The organism is Paraburkholderia sp. (assembly GCF_049581445.1).
Classification (GTDB): Bacteria; Pseudomonadota; Gammaproteobacteria; order Burkholderiales; family Burkholderiaceae; genus Paraburkholderia.
Genome location: NZ_JBAURZ010000087.1, coordinates 47,342 through 72,741, shown reverse-complemented (window position 1 = coordinate 72,741; position 25,400 = coordinate 47,342). Strand labels below are relative to the sequence as shown.

Genomic DNA, 25,400 nt, shown 5'->3' with positions numbered 1-25,400 from the left:
CGCTGCGACCGTCCGCTCGGCGCTGGTCGTCGCGGGCGTCGACGTCGCGCGCATCGAAATGCGACGCCCCGCGCAAATTGTGGCCACCGATCCACCCGGCAAAGCGCGCCGGGTAGACGTTACGCTCAGCCCCGTGTCGGGAGGCTGAGCGATGAAGTTCGCCCATTTTTTCATTGACCGGCCGATCTTCGCGTCGGTGGTATCGATCATCCTCGTGGTGGCCGGCACCCTCGCCATGTTCAACCTGCCGATTGCGCAGTTTCCGGACATCGCACCTCCGACCATCACGGTGAGCGCGACCTATCCAGGCGCAAGCGCAGAGGTCGTCGCCCAGAACGTTGCCGCGCCAATCGAGCAGCAGGTCAATGGCGCGGACAACATGATGTATATGAATTCGTCCAGTTCGTCGACCGGCAACATGACGCTCACGGTGTACTTCAAAGCCGGCACCGACCCGTCGCTCGCGCAGGTGGATGTGCAGAACCGCGTGAACCTGGCGCTGCCAACCTTGCCGGACTCGGTAACGGCACAAGGCGTATCGGTGCAGAAGCGCTCGTCCGCGTTCATGATGGTGATCGCGATCTATTCGCCGGATAACACGTATGACCAGTCGTATGTGGCGAACTACGCCAACGTCTATGTGCTCGATGCGTTAAAGCGGATTCCGGGCGCGAACCAGGCATCGATCTTCGGTTCTGCTGACTACGCGATGCGCATCTGGATCAAGCCGGACCGGATGGCGAAACTCGGCATCACCGTCGCCGACGTGCAGCAGGCGATCAGCAACCAGAACCAGCAGTTTTCCGCAGGGCGTCTCGGCCAGTCGCCCACCAACGGACCGGTCCAGCAGACGTTCCCGGTGGCGACCAAAGGCCGTATGACCGAGGCCGCCGATTTCGACAACATCATTCTGCGCGCGGGTTCCGGCGACGCGTCCACAATTCGCATCAAGGATATCGGGCATGCCGAACTCGGCGCGAAAGACTACTCGCTGCGTGGGCGCTACAACGGCAAGACCGCCACGCTGATCGCCGTGTATCAGCAGCCTGGCGCCAACGCGCTGCAGGTCGCGAAACAGGTGCGCCAAACCTTGGAGCACATGCAGAAGGCCTTTCCGCCCGGCCTCAAGTACGAGGTCGCGCTGGATACGACGGAGTTCGTGCACGAGTCAATCGGCGAGGTCGTCCACACCTTGCGCGACGCCATCATACTGGTGATTCTGGTCGTGTTCATCTTCCTGCAGAGTTTTCGCGCGACCCTCGTGCCGATTCTCGCGGTTCCGGTGTCGATTCTGGGCGCGTTCATCGGCATGATGGCTTTCGGCTTTTCGATCAACATGCTCACGCTGTTCGGCATGGTGCTCGCCATCGGCATTGTGGTCGACGATGCGATCGTGGTGATCGAGAACGTCGAGCGGAACATGACGGAGTTCGGTCTGCCACCGAAAGAGGCCGCAAAACACGCCATGGACGAAGTGACCGGACCGGTCATTGCGATCGTGCTGGTACTGCTCGCGGTGTTTATCCCGGTCGCGTTTCTATCCGGCATTACCGGTCAACTGTATAAGCAGTTCGCGGTGACGATTGCCGTGTCAGTCGTGTTGTCCGGCGTGGTCGCCTTGACGCTGTCGCCGGCGCTTGCCGCAATCCTGCTCAAGCCGGGTAGCCACAAGAAGAACCGCTTTTTCCGCTGGTTCAACGACCGCTTCGAGAGCCTGACCAACGGCTACGGTCGCGCGGTGCAACTTGCAATCCGCCGCGTCTTCATCTCGATCCTGCTGATCGTCGTGATGCTGATCGTGACCGGCGGATTGTTCAAACATATTCCCTCGTCGTTTGTGCCGACTGAGGATCAGGGATATCTGCTCGGCGCGGTGATACTGCCCGACGCCGCAAGTCTCGACCGTACTGGCGATCTCTCGCAACGTGCCGAGCAGTGGTTTGCGAAGCAGCCTGCGGTCAGATCGGTGGCCGCACCGATCGGCTACAGTCTGATAGATTCGCAGTACAAGTCGAACGCTGGCACGCTGTTTATCACCCTCAAGGGTTTCAAGGAGCGCGGTGAGAACGGCACCGCAGAAGACCTGATCCGCGATGCGAACAAGGCATTCTCCGGCTACAAGGATGGCGTGGTGGTCCCGTTGAATCCACCGTCGATCCCAGGTCTCGGCACCACCGGCGGTTTTGAGTTCTGGCTGCAAAGCACGGGTGATGGAAGCTACCAGGATCTGGAGGCAAGGGTGCGCGCCGTCATTGCGAAGGCGCGTCAGAACCCGGCCCTACGTGGTGTGAATTCGACCATTAACACGCAATCGCGGCAATTGCTGGTCGAAGTTGACCGGGAGCGGGCGGAGTCGCTCGGGGTGCCGGTGCAGGACGTCTATTCCGTACTGCAAACGATGTTCGGCTCCTCATACGTGAGCCAGTTCCCCAAAAACAGCCGGCTCTTCCAGGTGATCGTGCAGGCCGAGCCGCAGTACCGCACGCAGCCCGAAGATATCCAGCAACTCTACGTGCGCAATCGTAGCGGTGACATGGTGCCGATCAAGGCCGTCACGACATTCCGCTTTGTACCCGGCGCGGATATCGTGACGCGGTTCAACAACTTCCCCGCCGCGAAGATCACGGGCGACGCCGCGCCGGGACACAGTTCAGGCGAAGCACTGGCCGCGATGGAGCAGATTTCGCAGGAAGTACTAGGCGATGGTTACAGCTACTCGTGGAGCGGGCAGGCTTACGAAGAGAAACAGGCCGGCTCGACCGCGGCGGCGGTGTTCGCCTTCGCGTTGCTGATGGTGTTCCTGATTCTCGCCGCGCAATATGAGAAGTGGTCACTGCCGATCGGAGTGCTGCTTGCGGTGCCGTTTGCAATATTCGGGGCACTCATCGGCATCCTTTTGCGCGGCATGGAAGACGACGTGTACTTCCAGATTGGCTTGACCGTGCTGATCGCGCTCGCGGCGAAGAATGCCATTCTGATCTTCGAATTCGCTGTGGAAATGCGCGAGAAGGAGAATCTCTCGCCCTATGATGCCGCGCTCAAGGCCGCGAAGCTGCGTTTGCGACCCATCATCATGACGTCGCTGGCATTCATCCTCGGCTGCGTGCCGCTTGCCATTGCCAGCGGCGCATCCGCGGCGAGCCGTCGTTCGCTCGGCACAGGCGTGATCTTCGGAATGCTCGGCGCAACGGTCATTGCACTGTTTTTCATTCCTATGTTTTTCTGGGGATTCGAAACACTGTCGTCGCGGGGCAAAAGCAAGCCTGAGCCGGGGGCAGAGCCGCGGGCCCCGACCGGACACAAGGAGGGTTAAGCATGAAGCCCTCCATTCGCCGCCTCACGCCCGTCGTCTGGGCTTGCTGCCTCGCCGGTTGCACCGTTGGCCCCGACTATCACCGTCCGGACATTGCAACGCCGGCGTCTTTCCGCTACGCGTCGCCGGATGCCGAAGCGGTGGATGAGTCGGTCCTGCAATGGTGGAGTCAGTTCAACGATCCCGTGCTCGACTCGCTGATTCAGCGTGCGCTCGCGCAGAACAAGGATCTCGCGATCGCCGCCGCACGCGTCGACGAGTTCTACGGTCGCCTGATGACCACCCGCGCCGGGCTGTTCCCGCAGGTCAGTGCTAACCTCGCGGGCGGTCGCAGTCGTGGCGTGCCCGCGCCGGGCTTCCCGCCCGCAGTCGGCAATCAGGTGCAACTCGACCTTATGGCATCGTGGGAAATCGATCTGTTCGGCCGCGTGCGGCGCATGACCGAAGCGGCGAGGGCCGACTATTTCGGCACTCAGGCCGCGCAGCAGGCGACGCGGATCGCGTTGATCTCGAGTGTGGCTACCGGCTATCTGCTGCTGCGCGATCTCGACCAGCGACTCGAGATTTCGAAGCAGACGCTGGCGAGCCGCCTGGGCGCGGTCAATCTGCTCGAGGAACGCTTTGGTGGCGGCGTCGTATCGCAACTGCAGGTGAGCCAGGCCAAATCGGAGTACGAATCGGCGCAGGATTCGGTGTATGCATTCCAGCAGCAGATCGCGCAGCAGGAGAATGCTGTGTCGCTGCTGCTTGGCGACAACCCGGAACCGATTCCGCGCGGCAAGTCGCTGACGGAGCTCACTGCGCCGGTGGTCCCTGCGGGGCTGCCCTCGTCGCTGCTCGAACGCCGGCCGGACATTGTGCAGGCCGAACAGGCGTTGATCTCCGCCAACGCATCCATCGGGGCGGCGCGTGCGCAATACTTCCCAAGCATTTCGCTCACGGGACTTTTCGGTGCGGCAAGCACGGCGCTTTCGGGGCTGTGGACGGGGCCGGCGCGCATCTGGTCATTTGCGGGCGCTATTTCGCAGCCAATCTTTACGGGCGGCGCGATAGCCGGGTCCGTTCGTACCGCCGAGGCGCAGCAGCAGGAAGCGCTGCTCGGCTACGAACAGACCATCCAGTCGGCGTTTGCGGATGTGGAGAATGCGCTTGTCGGGGTGTCGAGCGTGCGTGACCAGTTACAGGCGACGGACCGGCAGGTCGACGCGCTCACGCAATATGAGTCGCTTTCCCGCGATCTGTACGAGGGGGGCTATACCAGCTATCTGGAAGTGCTCGACGCAGAACGGAGCCTGTTCGCTGCACAGCTCCAGCAGTCGCAGTTGCAGGATCAGCAGTTGGCGCAGATCGTTACGCTGTATACGTCGCTCGGGTATGGATGGGCGGTTGATACACCGCGGTGAGAGGTCAGGGTTGCAAAGCCATGACCCCATTGATGCCAGAGAGACAAAACTGTTGTTCGACGGTGCCCATTTACCCTGAGGGCCCGTATGCACACAATCGCTAAGAAAGTCGCTCCGGGGCGGTGGCGCGCCCTGGCACCCGCATTGTGGCAATGTGTAGATGGCTGCGGAGGCGAAACATGGCACGACTGCTATCCGTGAACGTTGGACTTCCGCGCGACATAGAGTGGAAGGGCCGCACCGTGCACACCGGGATCTGGAAGATGCCGGTGCAAGGCCCTTGTCGAGCGAGGCGATTGAATCTGGATGGAGACGGACAAGGCGATCTGGCCGGACACGGGGGCGAGCATCGAGCCGTCTACGTCTACCAGATTGAGTCATATCGTCATTGGCAGGAGCAGTTGAGCAGGGCCGACTTCACCTACGGACAGTTCGGCGAGAACTTTACGATCGAGGGCATGCCTGACCTGGATGTGTGCATCGGCGACCGCTATCGGATCGGGGGCGCGCTGTTCGAGGTCTCGCAACCTCGGGTCACCTGCTATCGCATCGGCATCCGCATGAATGAGCCGCGGATGCCGGCATTCCTGACTGCCAGCGGCCGGCCCGGGTTCTACCTTCGGGTCTTGCAGGAGGGCGAAGTGGGTGCCGGCGACGAGATCCTGAAGGTTGGAGAGGGCAAGGAGCGAATGACCGTCGCCGAAATCAACGCCCTGTTGTATTCAACCGATCATTCGCGCGACCGGTTGGAGCGTGCGTTGCGAATAGAGGCGCTTTCCCCGGGATGGCACGGGTCGTTCGAGGCGTTGCTGCAGAGCTCCATAAAAGGTGCGACGACGGGGAATGCCGGCCTTGCACCTGCGGCGGTTTCAAATGCTGTCACACCAGGCTTTCGACCGCTTAAGGTGACGGCGATCGAGGAGGAATCCACCGATGTCCTCTCGCTGACATTCGGAAGCACAGACGGACAACCGCTGCAGAGGGCGCTACCCGGCCAATACGTCGTGTTACGCCTGCAACCGGTCGCTGAAGGGCCAGCGCTTTTCCGCAGCTACTCACTTTCGGGTTCGCTCTCGACGGAAAACTATCGGATCAGTGTGAAGATCGAGTCGCACGGTGCGGCGGGAAATTATCTGCGCCAGCATGTCCGCTCGGGCGACGTGCTCGACGTCAGCGCTCCGCGCGGAAGTTTCGTGCTCAAGCCGGGGGAGGGGCCGGTGGTGCTCCTTAGCGCGGGAATCGGTGCAACGCCTGTTCTGGCCATGCTGCATTCGCTGTCTGCGGCTCGGTCGGCACGACAGGTCGTGTGGATGCATGCGGCGCGCGACGGGCGACATCATCCGTTCGCTGCCGAATCCGGCCGTCTCATGCTCGCGTTGAGCCATGGCCACCGCCATATCTGCTATAGCGTGCCAGACTCGCGCGACCAACTGGGTGAGAATTTCGACGCGATCGGTCACCTGTCGCAAGCGGTGCTCGATGAGGCGGGTGTCTCGCGAGAGGCGGACATCTATATCTGCGGACCGTCACGCTTCATGGCGGACATGAAAGAGGCGCTTGCGAATCTGGGTGTGGCGCCGCAGCAAGTTCACGCCGAAGTATTCAATGGCGGCGAGTCGCTGAATCCCGGTATCGTCAGCAGTTCGACACGCGCTCCGCATCCGCCCAAAGACGAAGCGACGAGCGGTGCGCTGGTATCTTTTTCGCGCAGCGGCATCGCCGCACGCTGGAATGCGTCGGCCTACGGGAGCATCCTGGAGTTGGCCGAGGCATGTGACGTCCCGGTCCGCTGGGCCTGCCGCGCCGGCGTATGTCACAAATGCGAGAGCGGACTGATCGCTGGGCCCATTGAGTACCAGCCCGATCCACTCGACCCGCCTGCTCAGGGAAATGTCCTGATCTGCTGCGCCTCGCCGCGCGGTGACGTGGTAATCGACATCTGAACTCGCGCGGATTGCTGCCCATCATCAGCGCAAACCAAAGGCCAACCCTCATCCACTGATCGCGCATCGGTGTGAGACAATCGTCAAATCTCGCGACGGGAAGAGCCGGTTGCCCAGCTTCGGCGCTTCCTCTGATCTAACAATAGCATTGCCCACAATTGCGGAATTTCGGGAGCCGTTTCTCTCTGGGAGAGACGCGGCTTTTCTTCCTGACAACGCGAGTGTTCTCTATGGCAGAGAATTTCGGGTTCATGTTGGAGCCGCTTCGCGAGGAGGCGGACTTCACGCTTTACCGTGGCAGAGAACTCGGCAACCCGACGCCGATCCTGGCGCTCGCGGTCGCCGCTGAACAGCCGTCGCCGCAGAACCTGCGGCGACTCGAACACGAATGGTCGCTCGCGGCCGAACTCGACGCGGCATGGGCCGCCCAGCCGCTCGCACTGACCCGTTACCAGGGGCGCGCGGTCCTCATTCTCAAAGACCCAGGCGGCGAACCGCTGGATCGGGTCATTGAGCAGCACAAGGGACACCCGCTCGATCTGACTCGCTTCCTGCGTACTGCCATCAGTCTGGCGGCAGCACTGAGCCAGGCTCACCGGCAAGGTCTCATCCATAAGGACGTCAAGCCTGCCAACGCACTGGTCGACGACACTTGCCGCGTGTGGCTCACCGGCTTTGGCATTGGGTCCCGGCTCCCTCGTGAGCGCCAGGCGCCCGAGGCCCCCGAATTCATCGCCGGCTCGCTGCCCTATATGGCGCCCGAGCAGACCGGACGGATGAACCGTTCTATCGATTCCCGGAGCGATCTCTATTCCCTGGGTGTCACGCTGTACGAAATGTCGACTGGCAGCCTTCCTTTTACCGCTTCTGATCCGATGGAATGGGTGCACTGCCAGATCGCAAGGCAGCCCGTATCGCCCCGCGAACGGGCGGCAAACATCCCCGGTACAGTCTCGGCCATCATCATGAAGTTGCTCGCCAAGACCGCTGAAGAACGTTACCAGACAGCAGTCGGCCTGGAACGGGATCTTCAGCGCTGTCTCAAAGAATGGGAAACTCATGGCCGCATCGACGAGTTCGCACCTGGCGAACACGACAAACCAGACCGGTTGCTGATTCCCGAAAAACTGTACGGGCGAGCCTCCGAAATCAACACGCTGCTGGCGTCCTTCGATCGGGTCGTCGCGGGCGGGCGTCCGGAACTCGTTCTTGTTTCGGGCTACTCAGGTGTCGGCAAGTCCTCCGTGGTCAATGAACTGCATAAGCCGCTCGTCCCGCCTCGTGGCCATTTTGCGTCTGGCAAATTCGACCAGTACAAGCGCGACATACCGTATGCAACCCTCGCGCAGGGCTTTCAGAGCCTCATCCGTCCGATCCTCGCGAAGAACGAAGACGAGCTGGGCCGCTGGCGCGACGCAATCCGGGAAGCGCTCGGTCCGAACGGTCAGCTCATGGTGGATCTCGTCCCCGAACTGAAGCTCATCATCGGCGAGCAGCACCCGGTCCCTGAACTTCCGCCACAGGATGCGCAAAGTCGCTTTCAGCTGGTATTCAGGCGATTTGTCAGCGTGTTCACGCAGGACCACCCCCTCGCGCTCTTCCTCGACGATCTGCAATGGCTAGACGCGGCTACGCTAGATCTGATGGAGGACCTGCTTACGCATCCGGACGTGAAGCGTCTGATGTTGATCGGTGCCTATCGCGATAACGAAGTGGCTCCGACACATCCGCTGATGCGCAAGCTGGAAGCCATTCGCCAGGCGGGAGCGACCGTGCATGACATTGTGCTGGCGCCTCTGACCCGTAACGACCTGGAGGAGTTGATTTCAGATTGTTTTCATTGCGAACGGGGACGTGCCGGTCCATTGGCGGAATTAGTCGAAGAGAAGACGACAGGTAATCCATTTTTTTCTATTCATTTTATTTATGCGCTCTTCGAGGAGGGCTTACTCACCTTTGATCACCTCGAAGGGCAATGGTCCTGGGACCTGAACCGCATTCACGAAAAGGGTTACACCGACAATGTCGTGGACCTGATGGTGGGGAAGTTGAATCGCCTGCCCATTGAGACGCGGAAAGCACTACAGCAGCTTGCGTGCCTCGGGAACAGCGCCGACTTCACAACGTTGCGCATGGTTTACCCAGACATCAGCGAGGAAATGCATGGGCAGCTTTGGGAAGCAGTCCGAACGGGTCTGATTTTTCGATCAAAAGATGCCTACCGGTTCCTCCACGACCGTGTGCAGGAAGCTGCGTACTCCTTGATTCCTCATGAGTTGCGGGCAGAGGCGCATCTGCGCATCGGCATGTTGATGGCTTCACACACCGCGTCAGACAAGATTGAGGAAGGCATCTTCGAGATCGCGAACCAACTCAACCGTGGCGCTCATCTGATCACATCGGTCACGGAACATGAACGCGTTGCGGAACTGAATCTCATCGCGGGCAGACGCGCAAAGATGTCAACGGCGTACGCCTCGGCGCTCAAGTATCTCCACGCCGGGCGCGCAATGTTGACGGACGAGACCTGGAATCGCAACTACGACCTTGTCTTCCCGATCGAGTATCTGCTGGCCGAATGCGAATTGCAGACCGCTGACATGGCTGCCGCAGAAAAGCGGCTTTCGATGCTGGCCGAGCGGGCGAAAACCACCCACGATGCTGCGCTTGTCACACGGTTGCGTCTGACGCTCTATAACGTTTTGGGTCGCAGCGACCGCGGGGTGGACGTATTCATCGAGTACCAGCGAGTTCACGGTGAGGATTGGTCACCCCATCCCACCGATGAGGACGTATCACGGGAATACGAGCAAATCTGGTCCTGGGTGGGAACCCGACCCATCGGGCAACTGGTGGACTTGCCCTTGGTCACCGATCCGGATGTGTTCGATGTTCTGGATGTTTGCACCGAGGCTGTGATCACTGCTCAGTTCACCGATGAGAACCTGCTTGCTCTCGTGCTTTGCCGGATGGCCAACCTTAGCCTCGAGCATGGCAACAGCGACGCATCGTGCTTCGCGTATGTCACGCTCGGTATGATCGCTGGACCCCATTTCGGGAACTATGAGGCTGGATACCAGTTCGGCAAGCTAGGCTACGAACTCGTGGAGAAACACGGATTGCATCGCTATCAGGCGCGTGCCTATATGCGTTTTGGCAACTGTGTCATCCCATGGAGGCGACACGTCAAGACAGGACGGGAACTCGTGCTGCGGGCCTTTGACGCTGCGAACAGGACTGGGGATCTGACTTTTGCGGCATACAGTTGCCACCACTTGAATACCAATCTTCTTGCGACGGGAGATCATTTGGCCGAGGTGCAGCGTGAAGCTGAGACGGGCCTCGCGTTCGCAGAAAAAGTGCGGTTCGGCCGCCTGATTGACCAGATCGCAACGCAACTCGCGTTCGTCCGGACGCTTCGCGGCCTGACAGCCCAGTTTGGTTCGCTCAATGACGACCACTTCGACGAACTTCAGTTCGAGAGCCATTTCTCAGGTAACTCGACTATGGCGACACGAGAGTGTTTTTATTGGGTCCGAAAGTTACAGGCGCGTTTCTTTGCGGGAGATTACGCTTGTGCGATCGAGGCGTCGCTGAATGCGAAACGCCTGCTCTGGGCAACGCACTCCTACTTTGAAGTGGCGGAGCATTACTTTTACAGCGCGCTCGCCCGCGCTGCAGCCTTTGATTCCGCAACCGAGGCCTCCCGACAGGAGCACCTGGAGGCGCTGGCCGATCTCCACAGGCAGCTTGCCATATGGGCGGAGCATTGCCCGGAGAATTTCGAAAATCGCGCCGCACTGGTGGGGGCGGAAATCGCGCGCATCGAAGGGCGTTTTATTGACGCCGAGCACTTGTATGAAAAGGCCATCCGCTCCGCGCACACGAATGTTTTTGTTCACAATGAAGCGGTAGCGAATGAAGTGGCGGCGCGTTTTTATGCAGCACGGGGACTCGACAAGAATGCCCGTGCCTACCTGCGCGATGCCCGGTACTGCTATCTCAACTGGGGCGCGGATGGCAAGGTAAGACAGCTTGACCAGCTCTATCCGCACGTCAAGGACGAACAAGCGGCTCGGGGCCCGACGAACACGATTGTGGCGGCGACCGAGCTTCTTGATCTCGCTACGGTTATCAAGGTCTCCCAGGCACTGTCGAGCGAGATTGTCCTTCCACGGCTGATCGAGAAGCTGGTACTACTTGCGGTGGAGAATGCGGGTGCCGAGCGCGGCCTGCTCATCCTCCTGCGGGGTGGCGCTCAGGGCGACGAGCCGTGGATCGAAGCGGAGGCGACCAGTGAACTGGGCAGGATCGAGGTTGCGGTTCGGCAAGCAGCCATCACGCCGTCTGACCTCCCGCAATCTGCGTTGCATTACGTGCTCCGGTCGCTGGAGCGGGTACTTCTCGATGACGCTTCAGCCGATGTCGTCTACAGGGAGGACGAATACGTGAGGCGCAAGCGTGCACATTCCGTCTTGTGCCTGCCCATTGTCAGACAGGCGACGCTCATTGGCGTACTTTATCTGGAGAACAACCTGGCACCGTTCGTTTTCACGCCGGACCGGGTTGCTGTACTACAGTTGCTGGCTTCGCAAGCCGCCATTTCACTGGAGAATGCGACGCTCTATACGGATCTGCAACTCCAGGCCGGACTGCTGCAGCGACTCCCTGTATCCGCCTGGACGCTCAGGCCTGATGGCACACCTGACTTCGTGAATCAAGTCTGGCTTGACTACTCCGGTCAGACTCTCGATTTCGTCCGGTCGCATCCGGAGGCCTGGATGACCGCAGTCCACCCCGAGGATCGCGAAGCGGCATCGAGAGCTTTTTGGGGCGGGGTGCGCTCGGGACAAGGATTCACCATAGAAACCCGCTCGCTGCGTGCTCAGGACGGAAGCTACCGCTGGCATCTCCAGCAAGCTGTGGTCTTGCGTGATGCGGAAGGAAAGGTTCTGAAATTTATTGGTACCACCACCGACATCGACGAGCAGAAGCGAGCCGAAGACGCGCTACGTCAATCGCAAGCCGATCTCGCACGCATTAACCGGGTAACGACGATGGGAGAGCTAACGGCCTCCCTGTCTCATGAAGTCATTCAGCCGATTACCGGTGCGATCGCCAACGCAGGCGCCTGTCTGCGATGGCTTGATCGCGACGAACCAGATCTTGATGAAGTGCGCGCCTCCGTCACCCGAATTATCGGAGACGGAAGGCGCGCTGCCCAGATTATCGAAAGGATTCGCGCTCAGTTCGAGAAGGGCACGCTGAACCGGAAGGTGTTTGGTGTCAGCGATATCATTTGGGAAACGGTGGGACTGCTGCGTGGCGAGGCAGCGCGATACAACGTATCGGTGCAGACGGAACTGGCAGTCGATCTTCCTCCAGTCATCGGCGATCGCGTGCAGCTGCAGCAGGTCGCGATGAATCTGATCGTCAACAGCTTCGAAGCAATGAAGGACGTTGATGGCATACGCGAGATGGTCATCAGGTCGCAGCGGGCTGACAACGAGCAGATTCTTGTTTCAGTCAGTGATACCGGCACGGGGGTTTCGCCACAACTCGCGGCACAGATTTTTGATCCGTTCTTTACGACCAAACCTCATGGCACCGGTATGGGACTTCGCATCAGCCGCTCAATCGTAGAGTCGCATGGCGGGCGCTTGTGGGTCACCGATGTCCCCGGGCGAGGCGCGACGTTTCAATTCACGCTGCCCTCTACGGTCGCGAACCGTAAATCCTAGTTAAAGGGCAGAACAACCGAAGGAATTGCACTCATGATCGAGCTCATTCGGAAAGCAGTTCTCGTCGCGCTAACCGTGCTGAGGCTCGACGCGGTAGCGGCGCGGGTCTAGCTTGATGCTCTCGCGCGGGGGCTGGGCGCGTATTCGGATAGAAAGCGGGCGCCGAGATAAATCTGCAAATCCCGACGACGGTATATCTCACGTTGTCCGTTCGCGGCCGCTGGCGCCTCCTTAAGATCGCCATTTCCGCAGGAGGTCTGGGCCTCCCGCACGACGCGCAAAGGACCGGAACAGGCGGGTTCATGGGTAGCAAGCGAAGCAATTGGGAGTCGCGTGGCTCACATTTTGATTGAACAGTCCTCTAGCTGGGCGTCCACGCTGGCTCCGCTACCATTGAATTGACAAACTATCCAATATTGGACAGAATGTATGAATGCCAAAACGAACCGATGACCAGCGCCTGCTCCTGAGCCAATTGAAGCAAGTGGCTGAAGGCCTCGCGGCAACCTTCGCGCCATTCTGCGAAGTGGTCGTGCACGATCTGCTCGACCCGAAGCAGGCTATTCTGGCGATTCATAACAATCTGTCGGGCCGGGAGGTGGGCAGCCCCGCTACGGAACTCGGCCTGGCCCGCATTCTGGACCCGGACTATCCGCAGGTTATCGCCAACTATCCGAACCGGTTTGCCGATGGCCGCCAGACCAAAAGCACGTCGATTGGCGTGAAGGACTCGGAGGGCCGCTATATCGCGGCGCTGTGTATGAACGTCGATCTCACGTTGTTTCGCGGTCTGCAGAGCGCCATGTCGCAGTTCGTCGCGGTTGACACGACATCGGCGCCGCCCGAGTCTCTGGACCCCGCCAGCGCCGATGCCATCCGCGGACGAATCGATCAGTTCGCAGCGCGCCTCGCCACGACGCCGCGCGCGCTGAAGGCGGACGAACGTCGTGCATTGATTAAAGAGCTAAAGACCGTTGGCCTGCTCGATGTGAGGCGTTCGATGGAAACGGTTGCCGCTCACCTCGGCATTTCGCGCGCTTCGGCGTACAGCTATGCCAAATGACACCCGCCTTCTGCTGCTCGAAGGGGGCGCCGTTGGGTCGCTGCTGCGACCCAACGAGGTTCTTCGCGCCGGTCAGGAAGCCTTTGTGCTGTGCGGTCTGCGGGAAGGACGGGTTTTCTCTGCTGTCCGTGAGGCAGTTTCAGCATCGCGTGGTCTTGGCAACTCATTAGGATTCTTAAGCTTATGAACACACTTGATTTACCCTCGTTCGACGATGTGATTGCTGCCAGCAAGCGTATTGAAGGCCACGCCCATCGGACTCCGGTCATGACGTCCCGCACCGTCAATGAAGCTCTGGGCGCTGAAGTGTTTTTCAAATGCGAGAACCTCCAGCGCATGGGTGCCTTCAAGTTTCGCGGCGCGTTCAATGCATTGTCGAAGTTCGATGCTCGGCAACGCCAGGCTGGCGTGGTCGCTTTTTCTTCCGGCAACCATGCGCAGGCGATCGCGCTGTCAGCGAAGCTGCTCGGCATCCCGGCGACGATCGTCATGCCGCACGACGCACCCGCGACGAAGGTGGCCGCGACCAAGGGCTATGGTGGTCAAGTGGTGGTCTACGATCGGTATAAGGAAGATCGCGAGCAGATCGGCCGCGACCTCGCCGAGAAGCACGGTTTGACGCTGATCCCGCCTTATGATCATCCCGATGTGATCGCAGGTCAGGGCACGGCAGCGAAGGAACTGTTCGAAGATGTCGGTCCGCTCGATGCGTTTTTTGCGCCGCTCGGCGGCGGGGGCCTGTTGTCGGGTTGCGCGCTTGCCGCTCGCGCCCTGTCGCCGGATTGCAAGATTTATGGCGTCGAGCCGGCCGCCGGCAACGATGGCCAGCAGTCGTTCCGTTCCGGCACGATCGCACACATCGATACGCCCCAGACAATCGCCGACGGCGCCCAGACCCAGCACCTGGGCAACTACACCTTCGGCATCATCCGTCGCGACGTCGACGATATCCTGACTGCCTCCGACGATGAACTCGTGGAGTGCATGCGCTTCTTTGCTTCGCGCATGAAGCTCGTCGTCGAACCGACAGGGTGTCTGGGTCTTGCGGCGGCAAAGCAGATGAAAGCGCACCTCGAAGGAAAGCGCGTCGGAATACTCGTGAGCGGCGGAAACGTTGATATTGCGAGGTTGGGCAGCCTGCTCGGGTCTTGAGTGGGCGTAAGCGCCGGGGGCCTTCGCGCGATGCGATACGTCCGCCCGGCGCCGACGCTCGTCAGACGCCTTCGACAAGTACAGCGCGATATCGCGCCCCCTTGAAACGGTGTTGCGCGACCTCCTGATAAGCCGGGCTGTCGTACCATGCCCGCGCTGCCGCCGTGGACGGAAACTCCACGATCACAACGCCTTCTGGCGCGTCGCCCTCAAGCACCTGCTGAGGGCCGTAAGCGGCGAGAATCTTGATGGGGTGACCTTTGAAGCTCTCGTTGACCTTGCTTTGATAGGTATCAAGTTCGCCCTGATCCTGCGTGCTTTCTCGTGTGAAGACAATATAAGTCGCCATGGCGTGTGCTCCTGCAGCGCGATGTAAACGTGAACGGGTTTCTTTCCTTGGGTGTCGCTGAGTTGGCCGTCATAAAAGACCAGGCGACGCGCTCGATCGCAATAATTTCCCTGCTGTACATGCTGCAAACCACTGATGCCGCCTGAGCAACCCGGGAACGCGGTTGTTTAAGCGTGTCCGCGCTCAGACGAGCCATTATGAATCAGTCTCCAAGAACAAGCCGAGGCCAACTATGACCTGCGAGGCAACGCTGCATCGTGAAAACATGCGGCAAATAGGCCTATGCTAGCAAATCGCGGCGACGGTCTGCCAATGGTCGCAAGTCACATATGCCTGAAGTTTCGTGCAAGTCCCGTGCCTACGACGGAACCTCGGGCGTGCAAATGAGGGGGCGCACAAGCCGGCCGTGAATACCCAAGGGCCGACGGCGACTTAACCGGCCCTCGCTCTGGAGCAGGTAAAGAAGATTCTGATCGTAACGATTATTCAGCAGCCGTTCCGTTCGTTGCCATTTGATTCAGCGGGGACTTTGGCTGCCGGCAATGGCGACAATCGACCATGCGGTGGCTGCACCGATGGCGAGACGGATCAGCCAGTGAAGGAGAATCGCAAATGAGCAACGAGTCAAGGCCGGAAGGTGACACGCCTCCTCAGCAGCCTGCAGAGAAGGTGAGCCCGACCGGCGAGGACTTGATCGTCGAAGACCCAAGCGTGCGCGACCATCCGCGTTTCCACCAGATGTTTCCGGTGCTCTCGGAAGCCGAAGTCGACAGGTTGCGGCGCTTCGGCAAGCTGACCCGCTACACCAGGGGGGAGTTGCTCTATCAGGCAGGGAAGCTTTCCCCAGGCATGTTCGTCCTCTTGTCGGGCAAGGTCCGGATAGTGGGTCGCGATGGTTTGGGGCATGAGAAAACGGTCCACACTTATACGAAACGCGGCGAGTTCACTTCCGATGTCACCCAGCTCTCTAACAGGCCCGCCGTTGTAGATGCGCATGTCGTAGAAGATGTCGAAGCGCTGCTCGTGCGGCCCGACCAACTCAGCGCCATGATGGTCAGTGAAGCGGATCTCGGCGAAAAGATCATGCGCGCACTGATTCTGCGGCGAGTGCTGGTGATCGAACGCGGGCACGGTGCTGTTCTGGTCGGTGACTCCGGCAACGCACGGCTCCTTGCGTTGCAGAGTTTCCTGCGCCGCAACTCTTTTCCCAGTTTGGTGCTCGATGCGGCGCACGACAGCGAGGCCATCGCGCTGCTCGAACGCCTGATGCCGCAGCCCGACGATTTCCCGCTGGTGTTTTGCCCGAACGGTACGGTGTTGCGCAACCCCGACGAGGGGCAACTCGCCTCTTGTCTGGGACTGATTCCCGAATTCGATCCGACTTTCGTCTACGACGTGGCGATCGTCGGCGCCGGTCCTGCGGGACTTGCCACCGCTGTCTATGCGGCGTCCGAAGGGCTGTCGGTTGCCGTGCTTGACAGTCGCGCGCCGGGTGGTCAAGCCGGTACGAGCGCACGCATCGAAAACTATCTGGGCTTTCCCACCGGCATCACGGGTCAAGCGCTTGCGGGCCGCGCGTTTGCTCAGGCGCAGAAATTCGGCGCGCATATCGGCATCCCGTGCGAGGTGAAGGCCCTGTATTGCAACAGACAACCGCCTGTCATCGAGCTTGCGGATTCCCGGCGCATCACCGCGCGCACTGTGGTGATCGCCAGCGGCGCAGCGTATCGGCGGCCTGTTGTCGACGATCTTGAGCGCTTCGAGCGTTGCGGCGTGTACTACTGGGCCACGCCAATCGAGGCGAGGATATGCCGCAAGGAGCCCGTTCTGCTGGTTGGCGGGGGTAACTCGGCGGGCCAGGCGGTGGTATTTCTGGCATCGCACGTCGAGCATGTCCACATGTTCATTCGTGGCGCCAGCTTCGAGCACAGCATGTCGCATTACCTGATCGAACGTGTCGCGTCGCTGCCGAACGTGACAGTTCATACGCGCACCGAACCGATTGCGCTTGAAGGGGACGCTCGTCTCGAGCGCGTGCGGTTTCGGGGTGCCGGTGGCATGGAAGGGAGCATGACGGTACATCATCTGTTCGTCTTTGTCGGCGCCGAACCCAATACCGGATGGCTCAAAACATGCGGTGTATCGCTCGACAGCAAAGGCTTCGTGCTCACGGACATCGACCTCGCCGACGCTCCCGCGCGGCCGCTGCCGTTCCAGACGAGCGTCGAGAGTGTTTTCGCTATCGGCGACGTTCGTTCGGGATCAACCAAGCGTGTTGCGTCGGCGGTCGGTGAGGGCGCGGGCGTGGTGGCGCAGATTCATCGCTTTCTCGCCGCGACATAGCGAAAGCGCCTTCCCGAATCTTCTGTACTACAACCGGCAATACTAGCGGCGAGACATACTCGATCCTGATCCCGATGTGATTCGCGCCTATACGATCGCCTAAGGGAGCAATTCAACGGTCCGTTTGCGGCAGGTTATCGTCACCGGAATGCATTATCATCAACGGAGTGCATGGAGAGTTAGCCTGAATGATTTCGCAAGGGAACGGGAAATGGGTATACGAGGTCCGCAACTCAGTGACGCTAAGGACATTTCGATTTTAAGCAGCCAGTTTGGCTGGGATGCCTCGGAAGATGAAATCAAAACCCGTCTTGAGATTATCCTGGGCAGGCCGGATCATCAGGTCTTTGTGTGCGAGGGCGACGCTGGAGAACTCTTTGGATGGATTCATGTGGGCGTCGATGTAATCCTGTCAAGCGGGAAGTACGGGGAGGTCCTCGCTTTTGTTGTTCGTGAGGGCGTTAGAGGTTCGGGGATGGGTGAGGAACTACTGTCTCGTGCCGAGAAGTGGATAAAAGAACATGTATCTCAACCAACGTCCATTGTTATACGCTGCAATAATGATCGAAAGCGGACCCATGAGTTCTACAGCCGTCATGGCTACGACATCACGATGATTGGTCTTAGGAAAAAAATCAATCGCTAGGCAGAGCGAAGTGTTTGGCCACAGGAAAACCGAAGCGTAGACCATCGGTCACTGGCAGCATGTGTCATTGCGGGCGCGTAAGTTAAAACTTGCGAGCACAGCAAGACCCAGCATTGCCAACACGCCACCAAACAGAAGGTCGGACGGAACGCCGAAACGATCGACCACGCCGCCGCCTATAAATGAGCCAGCGGCAATCGCAATCTGAACAATGCTCACGAGAAGCGCTGAGCCGGCTTCGGGATGCTCCTGTGTCGCACGCGTCATCCACATGCTGAAGGTCAGCGGAAGCGCGCCGAATGACGCCCCCCATACGAAGAGCACCGCTATCACGCCGATGTGTGAGTTGCGGAACACCGGCAACGACACGAGTGCCAGCATGAGGACCGAGGCCACCACCGCCGCGGCCATCTTCGGACTGCGCGCCACAAATGACGACGCCATCAGGTTCGATACAAATCCGATAGCGCCAAAGCCCAACAACAACCAGGTGATGTTCTGCATGCTGAAATGCTCGCTGGCAAGCAAAAACGGCGCGATATACGTATAAGCGCAAAAGTGTGCGCCGAATACGAGCGCCACCATCAGCATGCTTCTCTGCACATGCGAGCTGCGCAGAAGTGAAATAAGGTCGTGCAAGCGCAGGGCTTCTGCCGACGGCAGGGACGGCACCAGAAAATACTGAGCGATTAGCGCAACAGCAACGAGGGCACCCGTGGCGCAGAACGATGCGCGCCAGGACGCAATATCTGCAATGAACGTTCCTAACGGGACGCCCATCACGGTCGCGCAGCCAACGCCAGTGAGTATGATCGCCATCGCTCGCGCAGTGTCTTTCTGCTGTACAAGGCGTCCCGCCGCTGCGGTTGCCAGGGTCCAGAATCCTCCCAGTGCGGCACCGAGTAACGCGCGTCCGACGAGCATGACGGCAAGATCAGGAGCCAGGGCGCAGACCGCATTGGAAGCGAGCAGCAGTGCAGTAAGCAGCAGGAAAACATGGCGGCGGTCCATCCGTCCCGCAGCCATCATCAAACCGGGCGCAGAGATGGCGGCAACGATACCGGGAATCGTCACCAGCAGCCCCGCCATGCCCGGTAATACGCCAAAGTCATGGGCTATATGCGGCAGGAGTCCGACTGGGAGGAACTCAGTCGTCACGAAGGCAAAGGCGCCAATGGTCACCGCCACAACTGCAAGCCATTCACGCAGCGCAGAAGCGTTCTCGTCAGGGACTGAAGGGGCGATTGCGGGAGTACCAGGTTCGGTCAGCATTGGGTTTCTACCACGCGTGTTGTTCGACGAGTCGGATCTATTTGGCGGACGTCGCAGCGCCGCGTGAGCGCAACATTAACGGGGCAGTATTAGCTGAGACTTAGCTTGCGATTTGTAAGTGCGGGAGATTCTGGCAGCGCGATCCAGTGCCGGGTAACGACACGCCTTCAGGAACTTCACTTAAGCAGCACGTCGCGCCCCTAAAGACGGCAGAAAAGCGTCGATAATGTAGAGACAGGTCGGAATCAGAATAATGACGAGCGCATGACGGCCGATGCGGAGAACGCGGTACCGACCGCCGGCTATTGCGATTGGGAGTAAGTAGCGCGCCTGCGGTTCGGCGCGCTGAATAGGATAGCGAAATAATGAATTTCTCGACCGGTGTTGTCGTGTTGATTTGCGCGTGCTGCTGGGTCGCTGTCGTCATTGCGCGCACGGTTGGCCTGCGGGGAAAGCGCGGCGGCCGGGAACCGCAGGGCACAAGGGTGCTACGCGAGGCTCTGGAACGACGAGATGTCCCTGACGTACGAAGCGTCCGGGGCGTGAGAGACATCAAACGTGTGAGGGACGTCGGAGGCCTGAAAGGGATGCGAGGCGGCAGAAACAGGAGAGGCTAAGGCCTGCAAGGCCTGCCGCGGCGCGATCCGGGCGTCACCCGTCCAGGTCGGCTGCCAGTTGCGCCAACCGGGAGATGCGATGGCGGTACAGAGGCGCTTGGGGATACTCGTTCAGATGCGCGACACGCTCGCGCCAGTAGTTGGACGGAAAGGGCTCCCGAGACGCGCGTGCGAGGACACGTTCCAGGTGAACGAGTTCGCTGTCGAAAATGTGATGATGCATCGTTGACGCCCCCGCGGACGACTGGTCCGATCTGGTCTGAATGCCCGGGCGGCAATTCGCCGGGCTCGCCAAGCGTATAAAAGGTCGACCCGCCGTTGCTGGCCCTCGGAGGGTGTGCAACGGCGGCCGAGCCTCTCGGCGTCTCGCCTGGTGCATCGCCAGACAATTTCCGCCACTTCGGTGTCACGCGTCGGCGACAGTCTTCTCTATGGAAGCATCCGGTCGCCGACGGTCGGCACACGACATTACTTCTACTGCTACAACACCAGCACGGCCCTCTCTCAATCTGCTACCAGCGGTCTGGAAATCTTTTCGTGTTGGTCGATCAACGCTTCGGATGCGTTGTTTGTATCGCTGACGGCACGGTTTGGGTGGTCAGTTGTTAGCGGTTTGGTCTTGTGGTCATCCTCGCGCCAGCCGACAACTATCTTGTTAAAGCAAAAATCGGGCCATATAGTGGGACCGCGCTGCGGCGGCTTTGCAGCGACTTTCTCGCCTTAAGACTGGACGTTCTCGTCCACTGATTTACTTTGAATTGGACGAATTCGTCCAATCACCCCTGTGAACCGAGGTGATGTGTCGCTTTCGTCCATCCCGGTGTCAAATCGGATGAAGACTAGGATGCAGGGCGGAATGAAGGTCGCGGCTCTCAACGGAGACCCAAACCCTGAAAACCTTTAGAAAGCAAATATCGGGCGCGGACCTCAACTGACATCGTCATAGGCGCTGTCAGCCAGGCGTGAAAGCAGAGGTGGGCACGACGGAGAAGACGGGGGAGACATCCGGCGCGCCGCGCCGGATGGAAGCACAGGTAAGCGTGCCGGCTACGATTGAAGGTTGACCTTGCTGTAAGTCAGGCGGCTGGGGCGTACCCGCATCCGCAGCAGCGACACGAGAAAGCTGAACCCCGCCTGATTCGGATCGAGCACCGGCACGTACACGCCCAATGCCTCGCTGAGCAGGGTTGAGACACGGCTCGCGACGTCCACGAAACCCGTACAGCCAAGCAGGATGGACTGCGCGCCGTCTTCCTTGATCGCCTTGAGCGCCGCCTCGAAGGTCCGAACGACCACCACGTCGACATTCTCGAGTTGCGCCACCGGGCAATCGATGGCACGGATCGACGCGAACGTGTCCTGGATGCCATAGGTCTGCGGATGACCGCGCTGCATGGCGAGCGTGCTTTGCAGGATCGTGATGATCGAGAAGCGTTGGCTGAGCATCAGCGCCGCGAAGGCCGAAGCGGGAAAACCGCCGATGATCGGGATATCGATCACTTCACGCGCGGCTTCGACGCCGCACATGTCGAAGTCGGTCAGCCAGATACCGTCGAAACCGTCGTTCGCGATCGTCTGGGCGAGTTCGACCACCGGCATGCCGTTTTGCAGCCAGTTCGTGCGGCTCTCAATGTCGGGATGCCCCTGCGTAATGTTGCGGATCTCGACCTGCACGTCCGGCGGCACGACGGGCGCGATCGCCTTCATGATGCGGTCGTTGTATTGCGACGTGTTGACCGGGACGAGCACACAGATGCGAAGCGGTGGGTTCAAGATGCGTCTCTCATGCGAGTTGGTTGCGGGCGCATTCACTTGAGCGATTCAAGCGGCACGTACGGCCCGAGATAATTGAGCGAGTTCAGCAACTGCATGAAGCTGTCGAGAATCAGCCCGGGCTTGCGCAGTTCGGCCTCCGCACGCCAGGCGACCAGCGTCACCGGACGTTTGCCGACGGTCGGGTTCAGCGAACCATCATCGTTCACGAGGTCGCCGTTGCTGAACACCGCCTGGCCTTCTCCGCCAACGAAATACGCCACACTGTCCGGCGCCAGCACAATCGGGTGGGCGCACGCACTATCCCATGCGAGCAGTGACTCGTTCTGGTACATCACCGTATACGTGCGCGGCCCAGACTGGATGCAGATCTTGCCGGTGTCGAAGCCGCCGGCCGTATCGGATTCGGCCGAGACCAGTTCACCGGGTTCCGAGATCGCTCGCGCGGCGAGTCCGCAATGCTCGGTGAGGTAGGCGATCATCTGCTGGACGTTGTTGATCTGCCGACCCTGCAACGCACGCCCAAGCGCCAGGGCGCGTGTCAACGTGCCTCGGATCGGCGTCGCGCGGATGATATCTGCCGGCGCCATCACCCACATTGCGAGGCCGCCGAACTGGCCGAACTCGGGATCGGCGACAACCGGGCGCATCATCTGCTCGACAATCGCCGACACGTCGCGTTGATGGGTTGGACCGCCGCTGTTACCGCTGCGCGGCGTCACGTCGAGTTCGACGCACAGGCCACCCTGGCTCACGAGGAAGGCCGGGCGCGGATCGATTTCGGCGGCGGCGAAGGTCAGCATCGGCAGCGAGGGCACGGCGCGGCCGGCGCCGTCGGCGTCGATCACGGCAAGCCCAAGCTTCGCTGCAACAAGTGCCGCCACGGTGAAGCCCAGCGCGCCGCTTTCGGGCGGCATCACGTAGGCGAGTCTGGTGGATTGCGACGCGAGCCGTGCCTGGACCTTCTGCACCGCCATCATGGGACCAATCGGATAGGTGGCCGAATTGATCGCTTCGGGTGCGCCGAGATAGGCGACCATGACCGCCGAGCCTTCGGTCGCTTCCTCGACCGACACCACCTTGACCGTGTCGGTCGGATAGTAGTCTCCGGCGACAAAATGTTCGGCCAGATGCCGCGCGGATTCAATCGTGCCGCCCCCACCGCTGCCAAAAAACGCCGCTCCGAGCAGCAGCGGTTCCAGATCTTCCCGGCGTAGTTCATAAGCCATTTGTGATTCCCCTCCTGTTGTTGTTAGTAGAAGCGTCTTGCTTGAGTTCGGCGAGCAGACTCACGGCGCGGGTGTAGCGAGTAGTCGGATCGGCCGTCAGCGAGCGCAAACCGCGCTCAAGGATGTCGATGGCTTCGACGCTGCGGTCCGTGGAGCGGAGCAGGTCGGCGAGGTAGCGCGCGGCGTCCACACGCGCGGGCACTGAACCGAACGCAAGCGCCGTGGACAGCGCGGTGCGCAGCCCGAGTTCCGCCGCGTTCACATCGCCCAGCGCCCACTGCGCCCGAGCCCGGGTGACGAGCAGTTCGCCCAGGTAGACACGTTCCTGGCGGGCGAGGGTCTCGTCGATCGCGGCGGCGAGAATTGCTTCGCATGTCTTGGGGCGGCCGGCGCGAAGCAGTAGTTCGCCGTGTTGCCAGGTCTTGAACGAATAGAACAGCGCGCCGCCATTGCAAACGACGTGGTTGTCGAAGCCGTCGAGCATGACGGGCTCCGCTTCGTCTGAGTGGCCAAGCGCGCTAAGGTGGCATGCGCGCAGCACCTGGCCGACGCCCCGATAGAACGCGAAGCCGTTCGCGATCGACACCGATTCGAGTTCGCTCGCGAGGTGACCCAGCCGGTCCAGGTCGTCGAACAGACAGGCGAGCCACGCGGCCCCCTGCAGGTTGACGGCATGAGCGAACGCGTGCGAGCGAGGTTCGGACGCGCGCTGGATCAACATCTCCATGGCATGGCGCGCCTGCGCAAATGCGCCGATCTGATACGCGGCGAGTCCTTCGAAAGTCAACGCGAGACTGGCTAGATCGATTCCTTGCGACCCGGTGCGGGTGTCGTTGCGCGCCACGCCAAGCAGGTTGCCGCGTGCGAGACAGGCGAGGGCCTCCTCGCTGTCGCCAAGCCAGAAGAGCGTGTTGGTCATGGCGACGTGGGCTTCGTCGAGTGAGACGCGGTCACCGCTGTTCTGCGCGCGCTCCAGCATGTTCTGCGCTGTGGCACGGGCCTGCTTGAGCTGAAGCGTGGTCAGCTGCGTGGTCCACACACCAAACTGGATCGCGGCGATTTCCGCCGGCTCACAGACGCCCTCGCCGATAGCCAGCGCGGCCGCGTAACACGCCGTGGCTTCCGCATAAAGCCAGCCGTGCACGCTGCGCAGGCTCATGCCGAGCAACCGGTAGGCGTCGAATTGCAGGCGCCGCACAGGCTCCTGTTCGTGGCTCGTCTGCAGCACCTCCAGGCAGCGGCGCAGTAGCGGAACGGCCTCCGTGAAGCGCGATTCTTCAACTAGCGCACTCGCATGTTCAAGACAGGTACGCGCTTCGCGGTGATGCTCCTCGCGCGACTTCAGACGCCGCTCGATGGTCTTGCGGCCCACCCCCAGCAAGGTGGCGGCTGCGCTCTTGTTGCCCGCAGTCCGCTCAAGCGCGCGGTCAATCAAAAGATCTTCCGCGACGGACAGTTTGTCGCGTCCTTCGAGCTGCAACAACATGTCGGCGAGGCTGGCGCGCGACACCGGCCCGGCGGCTTCATTGGCGAGAAACGGCTCAAGCGTATCAACGTCGATCAGCGTGCTTTCAGCGAGCACGCTCAACTGGCTGATCATGTTGCGCAACTGGCGGATGTGCCCAGGCCAGCTGTGCTGGCTTAGCCGCCGGATCGCAGCCGGCGAAAACTCGAGACGGCGAGCGTGCTGTGACGCGAAATGGGAGACGAGTGCGGGGATGTCCTCGACACGCTGCTCGAGCCCGGGCACGGCCAGCACGAATACCGCGAGGCGGTAGAACAGGTCCTCGCGGAAGCGTCCATCGCGTGCGAGCTCGCGCAGGTCGCGGTGAGTCGAGGCGACGACACGCCCCTCGAAACGTAGACTGGTCGATGAACCAACCGGACGGAACGTCCGCGTTTCCAGCGCGCGCAGCAGTTTCGGTTGCAGCGCGAGCGGCAGTTCGCCGATTTCGTCGAGCAACAGCGTGCCTTTGCCGACCTGCTGGAAAAGTCCCTGGCGGTTTTCGCCTGCGCCGGTAAAGGCGCCTTTCACGTGACCGAACAGTTCGGCTTCGATCAGATTTTCCGGAATTGCGCCGCAGTTGACGTCGACAAAGGGTTCGTCCTGGTGCAGGCTGCGCGCATGCACGCGGCGCGCGACCAGTTCCTTGCCCGAACCAGTGGGCCCGAAAATGAGCAAGGTGTGATCGGTCGGTGCGACGCGATCGATCATGCGGACCAGTTGGCGAAACGCTGGCGCGGCGCCAATGAACACGGCGGGATCCGCTTTGTCCTGGGCAAACGGGATCACAGGGGAAGAACTCATTACTAAATGTGCTCCAGATAAACCGTGTTTGGCACTATGCGGACTTTCTCCTCGAAAAGCCAGATCGGCCAGCCATCTACTGATTGCTGGCCGGGTGTCTGATTACGCTTTCCGATTGAGGGTGCCGGGGCTGTCCGCAGCAGGAAGCACAGAGTATGACGTCTTGCCCTAATTTGATCCTTTCAAAATTAAAGCTTGCGTCGGGATATCTAGCGGATTTCGTCGCAATCTACAGCACGCAGGCTACG

General features: G+C 60.5%; 14 protein-coding genes. 8 read left to right on the top strand and 6 right to left on the bottom strand.

Annotated features, from left to right (window positions below; all coding sequences use genetic code 11):
• Nucleotides 1-151 precede the first annotated feature (151 nt).
• The 6 genes from WCA85_RS07640 (at nt 152) to WCA85_RS07615 (ending at nt 14,615) form a co-directional block, all read left to right on the top strand.
• Nucleotides 152-3,313 (top strand): efflux RND transporter permease subunit, encoded by a 3,162-nt coding sequence (locus WCA85_RS07640; RefSeq protein ID WP_424062566.1) that lies wholly within the window; start codon nt 152-154, stop codon nt 3,311-3,313.
• 2 nt (nt 3,314-3,315) lie between these two features.
• Nucleotides 3,316-4,716, top strand: coding sequence for an efflux transporter outer membrane subunit (locus WCA85_RS07635; protein ID WP_424062565.1), 1,401 nt, complete (start codon nt 3,316-3,318; stop codon nt 4,714-4,716).
• A 179-nt stretch (nt 4,717-4,895) separates the two neighbouring features.
• Nucleotides 4,896-6,659, top strand: a complete 1,764-nt coding sequence (locus tag WCA85_RS07630; protein WP_424062564.1) for an MOSC domain-containing protein — start codon at nt 4,896-4,898, stop codon at nt 6,657-6,659.
• A 230-nt stretch (nt 6,660-6,889) separates the two neighbouring features.
• Nucleotides 6,890-12,400: a trifunctional serine/threonine-protein kinase/ATP-binding protein/sensor histidine kinase gene (locus WCA85_RS07625; protein ID WP_424062563.1), complete on the top strand. Its 5,511-nt coding sequence runs from the start codon at nt 6,890-6,892 to the stop codon at nt 12,398-12,400.
• A gap of 433 nt (nt 12,401-12,833) precedes the next feature.
• Nucleotides 12,834-13,463 carry a helix-turn-helix transcriptional regulator gene (locus tag WCA85_RS07620; protein WP_424062562.1) on the top strand — a complete coding sequence of 210 codons (630 nt, stop codon included), beginning with the start codon at nt 12,834-12,836 and terminating at the stop codon, nt 13,461-13,463.
• Nucleotides 13,464-13,646: 183 nt separating this feature from the next.
• Nucleotides 13,647-14,615: a threo-3-hydroxy-L-aspartate ammonia-lyase gene (locus WCA85_RS07615; protein WP_424062561.1), complete on the top strand. Its 969-nt coding sequence runs from the start codon at nt 13,647-13,649 to the stop codon at nt 14,613-14,615.
• A gap of 61 nt (nt 14,616-14,676) precedes the next feature.
• Here the strand turns inward: WCA85_RS07615 and WCA85_RS07610 are convergent, their stop codons facing one another.
• The gene (locus WCA85_RS07610; protein ID WP_424062560.1) at nt 14,677-14,964 is read right to left on the bottom strand and encodes a DUF1330 domain-containing protein; all 288 of its coding nucleotides are present in this window, start codon (nt 14,962-14,964) and stop codon (nt 14,677-14,679) included.
• A gap of 612 nt (nt 14,965-15,576) precedes the next feature.
• Between WCA85_RS07610 and WCA85_RS07605 the strand changes: the two genes are divergently transcribed.
• Nucleotides 15,577-17,307, top strand: coding sequence for an FAD-dependent oxidoreductase (locus tag WCA85_RS07605; RefSeq protein WP_424062559.1), 1,731 nt, complete (start codon nt 15,577-15,579; stop codon nt 17,305-17,307).
• Between the two features lie 211 nt (nt 17,308-17,518).
• The gene (locus WCA85_RS07600) at nt 17,519-17,953 is read left to right on the top strand and encodes a GNAT family N-acetyltransferase (RefSeq protein ID WP_424062558.1); all 435 of its coding nucleotides are present in this window, start codon (nt 17,519-17,521) and stop codon (nt 17,951-17,953) included.
• Between the two features lie 48 nt (nt 17,954-18,001).
• On the opposite strand, the gene WCA85_RS07595 is transcribed toward WCA85_RS07600, so the two are convergent.
• From WCA85_RS07595 to WCA85_RS07575, 5 genes are all read right to left on the bottom strand, one after another.
• The gene (locus WCA85_RS07595) at nt 18,002-19,225 is read right to left on the bottom strand and encodes an MFS transporter (protein WP_424062557.1); all 1,224 of its coding nucleotides are present in this window, start codon (nt 19,223-19,225) and stop codon (nt 18,002-18,004) included.
• A 651-nt stretch (nt 19,226-19,876) separates the two neighbouring features.
• Nucleotides 19,877-20,065, bottom strand: coding sequence for a hypothetical protein (locus WCA85_RS07590; protein ID WP_424062556.1), 189 nt, complete (start codon nt 20,063-20,065; stop codon nt 19,877-19,879).
• Nucleotides 20,066-20,889: 824 nt separating this feature from the next.
• On the bottom strand, nt 20,890-21,615 hold the full coding sequence (locus tag WCA85_RS07585) for an aspartate/glutamate racemase family protein (RefSeq protein ID WP_424062555.1): 726 nt from the start codon (nt 21,613-21,615) through the stop codon (nt 20,890-20,892).
• A gap of 35 nt (nt 21,616-21,650) precedes the next feature.
• Nucleotides 21,651-22,844, bottom strand: a complete 1,194-nt coding sequence (locus WCA85_RS07580) for a DUF917 family protein (RefSeq protein ID WP_424062554.1) — start codon at nt 22,842-22,844, stop codon at nt 21,651-21,653.
• A complete protein-coding gene (locus WCA85_RS07575) occupies nt 22,834-25,152 on the bottom strand; it encodes a sigma-54 interaction domain-containing protein (protein ID WP_424062553.1) in 2,319 nt (772 codons plus the stop codon). The genes WCA85_RS07580 and WCA85_RS07575 overlap by 11 nt, the downstream gene beginning before the upstream one ends.
• Nucleotides 25,153-25,400: the final 248 nt, after the last annotated feature.